The organism is Taibaiella sp. KBW10 (genome assembly GCF_003852495.1).
GTDB lineage: Bacteria > Bacteroidota > Bacteroidia > Chitinophagales > Chitinophagaceae > Edaphocola.
Genome location: NZ_QAJI01000001.1, coordinates 638,572 through 650,972 on the forward strand (window position 1 = coordinate 638,572; position 12,401 = coordinate 650,972).

Sequence of the window (12,401 nt, forward strand, 5' to 3'; positions counted from 1 at the left end):
ATGCAGCAAAAACTTTTCCTCACCGGCATCGGTACGGATGTCGGCAAAACCATTTGTGCGGCTGTACTCACCGCTTATTTCCAAGCCGAGTATTGGAAACCGGTACAAGCAGGCAGCCTCTCTTATACTGATAGCATGCGGGTACGGGAACTGACCGGCCACTATACTCATCCGGAAGCATACCGGCTGCAACTGGCGGCCTCTCCTCATAACGCAGCAGCAAAAGAGCATATCCATATTAAACTCGATCATATCCAACTGCCCGATACAGATCAGCAGCTGATCATAGAAGGCGCCGGAGGTCTCTTTGTGCCCTTATCTGATCAGGTATTTATGATCGACCTGATTGCACAATTTGCGATACCGGCCGCTTTGGTGGTACGAGACTACCTGGGTTGTATCAATCACAGCTTGCTTTCGATACAGGCCTTAAGGCAAAGAAAAATCCCCTTATCCTATTTAATTTTAAATGGCACATTCGATCCGGATACCGAGAGGGTTATCTGTATGTATATCGGTCAGGAGACGCAAGTGATCCGTATTCCTGAGCTTGATGTGATCGACCGGGCCGCTATTCTTTCTATCAGTAAACAAACTTTAATTTAATACAATGAACACCTCAATCAGAAACGATTGGACCAAAGAAGAGGTCCAGGCAATTTACGACCAACCCTTAATGGCATTGATCTACCAGGCGGCTACGGTGCATCGTCAATGGCATGAAGCATCTGAAGTACAGGTTTGCACGCTGCTTTCGGTAAAGACAGGCGGATGCCCTGAAGATTGTTCCTATTGCGGACAGGCGGCCCGATACCATACTGACATCAAGGTACAGGCCTTATTACCGACAGAAACGGTGCTCGCCCATGCCCGAAAAGCAAAAGAAACGGGATCTTCCCGATTTTGCATGGCAGCGGCCTGGCGCGAAGTAAGGGATAACCGTGATTTTGACCGGGTCATTGAGATGGTAAAAGGTGTAAATGAACTAGGTCTGGAAGTATGTTGCACTTTAGGGATGCTTACGGAAGAGCAAGCCATCAGACTACAGGATGCCGGTTTATATGCCTATAATCACAACCTGGATACCTCTGAGCAGTATTATGATGAGATTATTTCTACACGCACATTTGACAACCGCATCAACACGATCAATAATGTGCGCAAAGCGGGCATTACCGTTTGCTCCGGAGGGATTATAGGATTGGGAGAAACGGACCGGGACCGCATTTCTATGTTGCTGACTTTAGCCACGATGCCCAAACACCCGGAATCGGTGCCGGTCAATGCACTGGCCAGGATAAAAGGTACTCCTTTGGAGCACAATCCAAAAGTGGATATATGGGAAATGGTGCGCATGATTGCCACGGCAAGGATCATTATGCCGACTGCGGTGGTCAGGCTTAGTGCCGGACGCATTGAAATGACGGAGCCGGAACAGGCCTGGTGTTTTATGGCGGGGGCTAATTCTATCTTTACCGGAGAGCGGGAAACCCTTTTAGTGACCCCTAATCCCGGTGTTTCAGAAGATATGGCGATGTTCCAAACTTTAGGATTAAAGCCTATGGCAAAACGTGAAAAAGTAAAGACATGCCCCACAACTTAAGCAGCAGAGATGCCGCAGTAAACTGGCATCCTTATACCCAAATGCAAACAGCCGCCGATGCGATTGCCATCGTTCGGGGATCGGGTGTGTATTTGTACGATGAACCGGGCAATCGCTATCTGGATGCGATTGCCTCCTGGTGGGTAACCCTTCATGGCCATGCCCATCCTTATATCGCTCAGAAAGTTTCGGAACAGTTGTACCAACTGGAACAGGTAATCTTTGCAGGCTTTACCCATGAGCCCGCAGTGCTGTTGTCGGAACGACTGCTGGCACTCCTGCCCTCAGCACAGCAAAAAGTATTTTATTCCGATAATGGCTCTACGGCGGTGGAGGTAGCACTTAAAATGTGTATCCAATATCGCTATAACCAGGGCAAACCCAAAACAAAGATCCTGGCTTTTAAAAATGCCTACCACGGAGATACCTTTGGCGCAATGTCGGTCAGTAGCAGGGGTATATGGACAGAACCTTTTGGCAATATGCTTTTTGAAGTACAATTTATCGATCCACCCACCATCGACAACCTGGAAGCGCTTAAATCCTGTATAGATACCTATACTGATGAACTGGCCTGTTTTATCTATGAGCCGCTGATACAAGGCGCCGCAGGTATGCTGATGCATGAGGCACCCGCCTTGAGTGCGCTGATGCAACATTGCCGGTCAAGAGGTATATTAATGATACAGGATGAGGTATTTGTAGGCTTTGGCAGAACCGGAAAACTCTTCGCGGCCAATCACCTATCGGAACAGCCCGATATTATGTGTTTTTCCAAAGGCCTCACGGGGGGAACCATGCCTATGGGCATCACGACTTGTTCTGCTCCGATTTTCGAAGCATTTTTATCAGACGATCAATACAAGACCCTGTTTCACGGGCATTCTTTTACGGCCAATCCGCTGGCCTGTACTGCTGCACTGGCAAGCCTGGATTTACTCTTACAGGAAAGCACGCAAAATAGCATTCAGGAGCTCTCTGCAGCACATTGCAGGTTCGCCCGTTCTATAACCACACATCCCAAAGTAAAAGCGATACGCCATACGGGAACAATTCTGGCGATCGAATGGCATACCACTCAGGACACTTCGTACTTTAACCATATCGGCACTCATTTATATCAATATTTCTTACAAAGAGGCATTCTCATACGTCCTCTGGGTAATATTATATACCTGGTGCCTCCCTACTGTATGACGCAAGAAGAGTTACAGTATATTTACCAGGTTATTCTCGAAGCATTGGAAGAAGTGTAAGGAGCCCGGCCGATTTTATGCAAATATATGCTCCCTTAATCTTTACAAATTCCTTACAAAAGGGATCATATCTTTGCGGGCAAAATCAATCCCGACATATGCGCTTCTTTATCCATACTTTATGCCTTTTATGTGGTCTTTTCCTGACTTGCATGCTTTCTGCACAGACGCCGGAAGGACATTATAAAATATATGATACCCGCAACGGGCAGGAGCTCGATTACGCCACTATGATTCAGGAACTTTCTGTTGCTGATGCGGTATTTTTTGGAGAGGAGCATAACGATAGTATCGGGCACTTACTGGAAGGTGCTGTTTTAAAGAGCCTGTATGCGCTGCATAAGGATCAATTATCCCTGTCTATGGAAATGTTCGAAACAGATGTACAGGGCATTATGAATGAATACCTTGCAGGATGGATTAGCGAAAAGAATTTTAAAAAGGAAAGCCGCTCCTGGAATAATTACCCGGACTATCAGCCTTTGGTAAATTTTGCCAAGGAAAAAGGTATCGCGGTCATTTGTGCCAATGCCCCGGCACGGTATACGAATATGGTGACGAGAGGAACCTTAAAGGCGCTGGACCAATTACCCAAAGCAACCCGGAAGGCATATTTACCTCCCTTCCCTATTGACACCCTCAGTGGTGCGTATTATGACAAATTCCTGGAAACAATGGGTGGCCATACCATGCCGAATATGCATATCTACCAATCACAAAACCTTTGGGATGCCACTATGGCCCACAATATACTGAAGGCAATGAAGCATAAAAAGGTATTTCATTTGAACGGCCGTTTTCACAGCGATAGTTATTTAGGTACGGCTTACCGGGTATTACAGCAAAAGAAAGGCAAGGTCAAAACCATTTCCTGTTTTTCCGAAACGGTTTATAAAGCGTCTGAACACAAAGGACTGGCTGATTTTGTAATTCTTACACAGCCTTAATCAAACATCCTTCTATTTCCATTTTTGAGCAATACGCAGCGCAGCATCGATCATTTCCGGCTGCCAGTGTTCTATATCCCAGCTGCTTTGGCGCAGGGCTGTTTGTTGCATCTGATGCAAGGCATCTTCATGATCCTTTGCATGCTCCAGGATAAAAGACAGGATTTGCTGCTCGGCATAAAGATATTCATCCTCTACAACCCTTGTGGTATCTAATGATCCGGAGGGCATAAAGGTATTGTGGGGTTGGTATACATGGCCTTCGTTGTACTGCATCACCAGGTATTCCATTTGCAGGAAATCGCGGTAAAACTGTAATCTGTCTGCTTCTGTTTGCAGGCCTATTCCCAGCTGCTCCATCACTACATATTTCAGGTTGGGACATAAAGGCAGGGCCTTTTGCAAAAGTTCGAAAACCATTTGAGGTACGGCACCATCGTGGGTATCTCTCCGTATTTGCTTCTGCTCATTCACAATAGACTGTTGCCAACTGCCCCCGGAAATATGAATTTCCCGTACCCGGTCTAAGGGATATAAGGCAATCAGGGTATCAAACGGGATGTTGAAATTATGCAGCTGACAATAAAAATTGTGGAGATCCAGGATAATAAATCCATTCAACGGTTCGATCAGCTCATTTAAAAAATCGCCATGCTTTTTCACTTCTTCCAGTGAATAGGAAAACGCCAGGTTTTCCAAACCCACCGGGCATTGGCAAGCCTGTTGTATTCTGGAGAGGCGGTCTCTTCCAATCGCAACCGTACTTTTGGAATAGGGAATACTCATGGGTGCACCCTTATGAAAATCCGCTCCGGTCATAAAGCCAAAGTGCTCTGTAATATGATCGAAGGTGTATTGTTTGGAGACGGTTTCCAGGTGTTGCAACCAGGTTTTCTGCTCGGGCAGCAGGCGTCCGGAAAATAAGGAGAAAAACACCCCGTGGCCAATTAACCTGTTGGCCTGGCTGTAGGTCTCTAATAATTCCTGAAACCATTCGGGCAGAATATGGTTTCTTTTAAACAGGGTATCAAAGGACCACTCTATAGCGGCTACTCTGCCCTCTTCTAATAAAGGTAAAGATGCCGACAATATATCGGCATCTAAATTGCAAGCAACTGTGGGTAAAATCTTTGGGGTATCCATATGTTTCTTTAGCCCATTCCGCAAGCGGGACAGTCAAGGACCGGGTCGTGGTTTACCGGCTGTCCATTCTCCGCGTTAGGGGCTTTTTGTGGTTTAATCTCTTTTTTGTTACAGGAAGTTGTACTTACCTGGATGGCAATGCCGACAACGATGGCGCCGATTAATTTTTTAGAAATTTTCATGATGATAAATGTTTATATGTGATGAGAAACTTGGGTGATGGATTGGGTTTATACACTTACATTCTTTTCAGCTTGTATATATCTATGGTATTCATGTTTTGCTGTTTGGATAGCACAATAGTATCTCCGTAACTTGTCATTTCATAAGTTCCTTCCAGGATCAGCGACCAGTCAAAATCGGGTGCCCAGGTGCACGTATTCACAAAAGAAATTGTGCTACTGGTCATCATATAGGTGCCTTCACATAATGCCGGATATTTATTTATCGTTGAGCTACCGTGCCAATTACCGGCAGAGAAGTTCAGTGTTATTGCTGACCCCGCACTAGACGTAAGGTTCTGTCTTTGAAAAGTACCGGAATAGGTACCTTCTGAAAAATGTGGCATATTTCCGCCCATATCTGCTTTACTACAAGCAAAAAAAGTACAACACAATAATAGAAAGCCAACAATTTTATTCATGATTAAACACTTTTACGCAACGGGAGCATATCTGTTACTACTAAATTGCCCCTGATATTATATTAGACGTAAACTACATTATTTTCCTTAGGCCGTTTATAAAAAAATATCATTCCCCATCTAATGCCAACAATTTATTCTATTCTGTTTTGATCCTTTTACGGGGCAACAAGTGTCTCAAAAATGTCCGTTTTTACCAGGAAGCTTGCTACACAACAATTTTGCGGCCTTGTATACTCCCTTGATTTCCGAGCCCTTAAGTGATGTAAACCGTACCGTAATGCCCCTATAAATGGTTATTGCGTTGATAAAAATAACAACCGGGCACAATCAGTCATCTTTGCGGCCGGATAATTGCTAAAATTTATCCTCGTCCGCAGGTAATACAGGGTTCTCTCAATACAGGTGCCGTTTCCGCAGTATCGATCAATACCATTGGCGGAGCCATAAAGCTATCTTGCCTTATGGTATCTATTCGGTTTATATTTCTTTTTTGAGGAATTGCAGTAGCCTCTTTACAAGCGGTGGCCGTAAGCCCACAGGTAATACCTAAAGCAATTGATTGGAGTAAAGCGGTATTTATTTTCATAACAAAACTGTTTCTATAAGGATGCCGGGGCACCACATATTCCACAAATATCCGGCAGGTTAAGCATAAAAAAAGGAAACCCTGATGAGGGTTTCCTTTTTTTTATGTGCTTATGAAGTAATCAGTTGCTTATGCAGTAACAGCGCCTTCCAATAAAACGGTTGCTTTATTGTTCAGTACTTCTACAAAGCCACCGGTAATCATAAATAATTCTGTATTGGTCTTATCTTTCAAAATTTTCATTTTACCTTCTCCCAATGCCGCTACCATAGCCGCATGGTTTTCCAGAATTTCAAAAGAACCTTCTACACCAGGAAGTTGTACACCGTACACTTCTCCACTATATATTTTTTGCTCTGGTGTTAATATATCTAATTGCATAGCGCAGATTGAAGATTAAACGTTAAGAAATAAAGATTAAGCTTTTGCCTGCTCTAATAATTTTTTACCTTTTGCAATGGCATCGTCGATATTACCTACCAGGTTGAAGGCTGCTTCAGGATACTCATCTACTTCACCATCCATAATCATATTGAAACCACGGATTGTTTCTTCGATAGGTACTAATACCCCTTGTAAACCGGTAAATTGTTCTGCTACGTGGAATGGTTGAGATAAGAAACGTTGTACACGACGTGCGCGGGAAACGATTAATTTATCTTCTTCACTCAATTCATCCATACCCAGGATCGCGATGATATCTTGTAATTCTTTATAACGTTGTAAGATACGTTTTACTCTTTCCGCACAATCATAGTGTGCATCACCAACGATTGCAGCGCTCAGGATACGAGAAGTAGAATCCAATGGATCTACCGCAGGATAGATACCCAAATCGGCAATTTTACGAGACAATACGGTAGTAGCATCCAAGTGCGCAAAGGTTGTTGCCGGCGCCGGATCCGTTAAATCATCCGCAGGTACATATACCGCTTGAACAGAGGTAATTGAACCGTTTTTAGTAGAAGTGATACGCTCTTGCATCAGACCCATTTCTGTAGCCAGCGTTGGTTGGTAACCTACCGCTGATGGCATACGACCCAATAGTGCCGATACCTCAGAACCTGCCTGTGTAAAACGGAAGATGTTATCTACGAAGAAAAGGATGTCTTTACCGTTGCCATCACCTTCTCCATCACGGAAATATTCTGCCATGGTCAAACCAGACAAGGCTACACGCGCACGTGCTCCAGGAGGTTCGTTCATTTGTCCGAATACAAAGGTCGCTTTAGATTCTTTCAGGCCTTCCAGGTCAACAGCAGACAGATCCCATCCACCTTTTTCCATAGAATGCATGAATTTTTCTCCGTATTTTACGATACCTGCTTCGATCATCTCACGCATCAGGTCATTACCTTCACGTGTACGCTCACCCACACCGGCAAATACAGAAAGACCACCGTGGCCTTTTGCGATATTGTTGATCAATTCCTGAATCAATACGGTTTTACCTACACCCGCACCACCGAACAAACCAATTTTACCACCTTTTGCATAAGGTTCGATCAAGTCAATTACTTTAATACCTGTAAATAAGATCTCGGTAGAAGTACTTAACTCATCAAATCTTGGCGGTTTTGCGTGGATTGGACGACTATTTTCTTTATTTGGTTGCGGCAAACCATCAATAGCATCGCCAGTTACGTTGAATAAACGACCATTGATCTGTGGACCGGTAGGCATCGCAATTGCTTTACCTGTATCAACCACTTCCATGCCGCGTACAAGACCTTCTGTACCATCCATTGCTACACAACGAACGCTATCCTCTCCTAAGTGCTGCTGCACTTCCAAAACTAATTTGTCTCCATTTTCGCGCTTTAATTCTAAGGCGTTGAAAATTTCTGGCAATTGATTATCAGCACTGAAATGTACGTCAATAACTGGGCCAATGATTTGTTTAATTTTACCAACGTTTGGCATATCTAAAATTTATTTATTATGAATTGTAATCGTTCAATTTGGGTGCAAAAGTAAAACTCTATTAGCAAAAAATAAAATTTTAATGCAATTTATTTGAAATATAGGACAAAGTATGTATAAGTATTTATTTTTATACTGCTTATCAGACAAAACAGGTCATCTGCTTTCCGGTCGAAAATGGTAAAGAGCAAGGATATGAAGGGTTTTCTTCGACAGATTGAAAAAACATAGGGGTTATTATTAAATATAAAATAGCCACTACCCTATCCTTACGAATCCGGCAGTGGCACTCCTTCATAGGTTATTACTTTAACACTTGTATCTTTTCTATATAATTACCTGTTGCGGTTTGTATGGCTAAAAAATAGGTACCATTCGCCAAGTCCGGGAAAGTAAATGTGGTCCGTTCTGTATTTAAAACACGAGATACCCTGCCGGTAGCATCTATTAAGGTAAGCCGCTCTATTTTTATATTTTTTTCATTTTGTATACGAATATCGCCCAGACTGGGGTTCGGGTAGACCTTAAATCCGCCCTGAGCTGCCGGAAGCGTATTGACAGCAGTGGTTCCTCCGCCATTGGTCGTTTTGAACAATCCGTGTCCACTGGCAAATCCGGTCTGTTCGTCCAACATTTCTATTTCCATCATTAGCATATCTGCCGGGCTAGTCGCCTGTACGCTCCAGGTCTGTCCTCCGTTTAAGGTCTTATATATGCGCTGATTATAGACTACGTATCCGTTCTGTTCACTTATAAAATGAACATCCGTCAGTGAGAACCCGGCAAACATAGTCCCCGGCATCTGCGCCCATGTATTGCCGCCATCACTTGTCTTTAACATCTTACTTGGCGCGCCTGTGGTAATGGCGAAGCCTAGCTGACTGTTTACAAATTGCATTTGTGTGATGCCCCCATAAACAAATACCTGTTGTGTTTCCGGTATTTCACTATACACGGGAGTCCAAGTATTGCCACAATCAATGGTTTTAAATATCATGTCCCGATAAGCTACATTGCCCTGCTGTACCAAGCTCACAAAACCGGTACTTTGATTGATAAAATGAATATTTGTAATGTAATGGCTCTCCGGGATCAGTTCTTGTGTTGTAAAGGTATCACCTCCATTAATGGTTCTACCTAAGATACCCATACTGCTTACAAAGCCGGTGTCTTTATTCAGAAAATGGATGGTGCTGAAATAATCACCCCCACTGATAGTATAGTTCATCTGTTGCCAGGTTTGCCCGCAATCCAAGGTTTTGTAGCAGGTAGGCGCTGTGGCAAAGGCAGCATAAGCCGCTACGAAGCCTGTATGCTGGTCTGTAAAATGCACTTTGAAGGACGAGGCATTCGTAAAAGCAAGTGTATCCCAATGCACACCGCCATCTACAGATTTAAGCACACCGTCTCCGTCTGTTGAGGTGGCAAACAGGGTATCTTTATTCAAAACATTAAGCTGCGTAATCGCTGCAGTGGGCGATGCGGAGCGCATGGCCCACTGTGCCCGGGCTTGCACAATGAGGGCACTGAAGCTCAGTACCAATAGGATGATCTTTTTCATGATTATTCAATTTACAGGGTGAATTATCCTACAAATCTCCATCATAATCATGCCATACTGTTTGCAAAAAGAGGTATTTATACTGCAAAAAAGGGAAATTCTTTATATTTTAAACTCCGAAGGGGTTACGCCGGCCTGCATTTTAAACCAATTGGTAAAGTGGGCGGCTTCTTTAAATCCAAGTTCCAGCGCAATTTCATTGATATTATGATCTGAGGTGATCAGCAATTGTTTTGCTTCCTTTAAGATTCGATCCTGGACCAATTGCTTTACGGTTTGTCCGGATGCCTGTTTGATCCTGTTCTGTAAGGTTCTTGGCGCAACATGTAATAATGCCGCGTATTGCGATAAGGTCCAGTTTCGTTTGAAGTTTTTATGGATCAAAGAAATAATTTTCTGCAACAGCGGGTCATTGGTTTTTGGCGTGTGCGGAATGTGATGAAAGGAGGTGGCAATCTTCGTGAGCATTGCGCCGATTAATTGCAGCATATAAAGTTTATCCCCGGCGTTATCCTGCATTTCCCGAAAGATAAATGCAAATTTCTGCTGTTCTTCTTCATTCAATCTAATGATACGGGAATAGTCAAAAATATGCCGAAAGTCTATTTCCGGGTTTATGGTCGCTAATTTATATAAAAACTGTTCCTTATATACGATTGCAAAACCACTGGATTGCATATGACGTTCCACCCAATGCAGGTCCCGCGCAGCAATCAGGTGTATCGAATTATCTTCTATATTGTAATGCTGAAAACTAATATTGTGGGTGCCTCCGCCTTTCAGAAAAACCATCACCTCATTATACTCATGGGCATGAAAATTATCGAAGGGATAACTTCCCGGATTATCTAATTGTACAAACCGGGCGATATTGCTTTTTACATCATCATCCGAATATTTGTAGGTCTGGTAAATATCTGCTTTCATTTTCTATATTTTTAAATAACCGGCGCTTCAAATTATGAAAATAATCTTAATCATTAAGATCATTAAGCAGCAAAAAGCCGGACACTAAAACACTGTCTTTTGTACAATCCCCTTAACGCTATATTACACTTATCTTATCGCAAATAAAGCACATAATATGTTATCCTTCCTATCGAATATAATAACATTAAAATTTATGATTAGCGAATATGAGAAAGCTACTATTCCTCTTTTCGTCATCCCGGCCGCACTAAAAAAATGTCCTTAAAGTATCATTTAATATCATCATTACTGCCCTTGCCTTATAATAATCCAGGACGGGCAATTAGCGTATACAACGATACCGGCACTTAAATAAATACTTATGAAAACGAATTTAATACTGAGCATTATCATGCCATAGTACCCTGCTGCCCCAAGTACCTTTAGTACTCAAAAATACACTATTAAAAACAGCAGAAATAAAACATGATAATCATTGATAAGCGGTGGTGTTTTCAGTAGGATTAGGCTAATGATTATATAACCCGAAATAGTGGAAGCGGTAATGTTACCGCTGTTTTGTTATATACGACTTCAGGATAAGATTATCAAAACGCCTATAAACAAAAAATCCTCGCTATAAAAAATAGTGAGGAAAAATTTATGTGGAAGCACACGGATTCGAACCGCGGACCCTCTCGGTGTAAACGAGATGCTCTGAACCAGCTGAGCTATGCTTCCAAAATAATATTAAAAGAACGATGTGGAAGCACACGGATTCGAACCGCGGACCCTCTCGGTGTAAACGAGATGCTCTGAACCAGCTGAGCTATGCTTCCAAAAATATTAAAAGAACGATGTGGAAGCACACGGATTCGAACCGCGGACCCTCTCGGTGTAAACGAGATGCTCTGAACCAGCTGAGCTATGCTTCCAAGTAATTTTCAAAAACCATGATTTACTGTTAAATCATTTTTGGTGCCCAGAACAGGAATCGAACCTGCACATCCTTGCGAATACAAGATTTTGAGTCTAGCGCGTCTACCAATTCCGCCATCTGGGCCTCAATATCATCCGATTTTTTCGAATGGACAGCAAAGGTAAATCAGTTTTTCTAAAAAACAAAAAAAGATTAGAATATTTTATCCGGCATGCATCAAACCCTTTTACATCAAGGTTCTGAAGTAAATCATGGTATCCTAAAGAGTACATATAATCTACCGGATGGCATTATGAAAAACTGGACGAAACAGAATTAAAAACAGAAGCACTCATAAATAAATCATCCGTACACCATCTATTATATAAGTAATATAGTATCCATTATTTTTTATCATTTTACATATGCCCTTTCTGCAGGGCAAATATGATAGCCAATAGGCAAAAAAACAAGATAGCAACTAATCGATACCATCGCGCCAGCTCTATCTATCAGGCTTCATCTACAGTTTAAAACAACATTAAGCAGTCTTGTTTATTTGCTTTACTTCAGCGCTTAAAACATGGGCTGGAAGGTTAAAAAAGAATAAAAAAGAATAAATTATTATTTTTTCCAATATTTTTCCTTATCTTTGTGCTTTATTAATTATTTCAATTTTATCAAATGCAAGAAGGAACAGTAAAATTCTTCAACACAACCAAAGGATTTGGTTTTATCACACCAGCAGATGGAGGAACCGACCTTTTCGTTCACGCGAGCGGCCTTATCAGCAATGAAATCCGTGAAAATGACCGCGTGTCATACGATTTGAAGGACGGCCAAAAAGGTCCAAATGCAGTTAATGTAAGAGTTATCTAACTTTCAATATATTAATTGAAAAGGGGCAT

13 protein-coding genes and 4 tRNA genes are annotated in these 12,401 nt (G+C 42.4%); 5 read left to right on the forward strand and 12 right to left on the reverse strand.

The genetic code is table 11. The annotated features are described in order from the left end of the window. From bioD to DBR32_RS02810, 4 genes are all read left to right on the forward strand, one after another. Positions 1-606, forward strand: a complete 606-nt coding sequence (gene bioD / locus DBR32_RS02795; protein ID WP_124634754.1) for a dethiobiotin synthase — start codon at positions 1-3, stop codon at positions 604-606. Positions 607-610: 4 nt separating this feature from the next. After that, positions 611-1,603: a biotin synthase BioB gene (gene bioB, locus DBR32_RS02800; protein ID WP_124634755.1), complete on the forward strand. Its 993-nt coding sequence runs from the start codon at positions 611-613 to the stop codon at positions 1,601-1,603. Beyond that, positions 1,588-2,859: an adenosylmethionine--8-amino-7-oxononanoate transaminase gene (gene bioA / locus DBR32_RS02805; RefSeq protein WP_124634756.1), complete on the forward strand. Its 1,272-nt coding sequence runs from the start codon at positions 1,588-1,590 to the stop codon at positions 2,857-2,859. Before bioB ends, bioA begins: the two co-directional genes overlap by 16 nt. 98 nt (positions 2,860-2,957) lie before the next feature. Then, complete coding sequence (locus DBR32_RS02810; protein WP_158605887.1) at positions 2,958-3,806, forward strand: ChaN family lipoprotein; 849 nt, start codon at positions 2,958-2,960, stop codon at positions 3,804-3,806. A 12-nt stretch (positions 3,807-3,818) separates the two neighbouring features. Here the strand turns inward: DBR32_RS02810 and DBR32_RS02815 are convergent, their stop codons facing one another. The 12 genes from DBR32_RS02815 to DBR32_RS02865 form a co-directional block, all read right to left on the reverse strand. Then, positions 3,819-4,949 (reverse strand): DUF692 family multinuclear iron-containing protein, encoded by a 1,131-nt coding sequence (locus tag DBR32_RS02815; RefSeq protein ID WP_124634758.1) that lies wholly within the window; start codon positions 4,947-4,949, stop codon positions 3,819-3,821. 8 nt (positions 4,950-4,957) lie between these two features. Next, positions 4,958-5,131, reverse strand: coding sequence for a hypothetical protein (locus DBR32_RS15520; RefSeq protein ID WP_158605888.1), 174 nt, complete (start codon positions 5,129-5,131; stop codon positions 4,958-4,960). Positions 5,132-5,187: 56 nt separating this feature from the next. Next, entirely contained in the window at positions 5,188-5,592 is a 405-nt protein-coding gene (locus DBR32_RS02820) for a hypothetical protein (RefSeq protein ID WP_124634759.1), read from the reverse strand. Between the two features lie 364 nt (positions 5,593-5,956). Beyond that, the gene (locus DBR32_RS02825; RefSeq protein WP_124634760.1) at positions 5,957-6,181 is read right to left on the reverse strand and encodes a hypothetical protein; all 225 of its coding nucleotides are present in this window, start codon (positions 6,179-6,181) and stop codon (positions 5,957-5,959) included. Between the two features lie 129 nt (positions 6,182-6,310). Further along, entirely contained in the window at positions 6,311-6,562 is a 252-nt protein-coding gene (gene atpC, locus DBR32_RS02830; RefSeq protein WP_124634761.1) for an ATP synthase F1 subunit epsilon, read from the reverse strand. A gap of 36 nt (positions 6,563-6,598) precedes the next feature. Next, positions 6,599-8,104 carry a F0F1 ATP synthase subunit beta gene (atpD, locus tag DBR32_RS02835; protein ID WP_124634762.1) on the reverse strand — a complete coding sequence of 502 codons (1,506 nt, stop codon included), beginning with the start codon at positions 8,102-8,104 and terminating at the stop codon, positions 6,599-6,601. 304 nt (positions 8,105-8,408) lie between these two features. After that, positions 8,409-9,665 carry a T9SS type A sorting domain-containing protein gene (locus DBR32_RS02840; protein ID WP_124634763.1) on the reverse strand — a complete coding sequence of 419 codons (1,257 nt, stop codon included), beginning with the start codon at positions 9,663-9,665 and terminating at the stop codon, positions 8,409-8,411. Positions 9,666-9,767: 102 nt separating this feature from the next. Next, entirely contained in the window at positions 9,768-10,592 is an 825-nt protein-coding gene (locus DBR32_RS02845; RefSeq protein ID WP_124634764.1) for an AraC family transcriptional regulator, read from the reverse strand. A 648-nt stretch (positions 10,593-11,240) separates the two neighbouring features. Further along, a tRNA-Val gene (locus tag DBR32_RS02850) sits at positions 11,241-11,315 on the reverse strand. Positions 11,316-11,338: 23 nt separating this feature from the next. Further along, a tRNA-Val gene (locus DBR32_RS02855) sits at positions 11,339-11,413 on the reverse strand. 21 nt (positions 11,414-11,434) lie between these two features. Next, positions 11,435-11,509: transfer RNA gene (locus DBR32_RS02860), tRNA-Val, on the reverse strand. Positions 11,510-11,550: 41 nt separating this feature from the next. After that, positions 11,551-11,637 (reverse strand) — tRNA-Leu (locus tag DBR32_RS02865). Positions 11,638-12,177: 540 nt separating this feature from the next. Here DBR32_RS02865 and DBR32_RS02870 point away from each other — a divergent pair. Next, positions 12,178-12,372: a cold-shock protein gene (locus DBR32_RS02870; protein WP_124634765.1), complete on the forward strand. Its 195-nt coding sequence runs from the start codon at positions 12,178-12,180 to the stop codon at positions 12,370-12,372. Positions 12,373-12,401 lie beyond the last annotated feature (29 nt).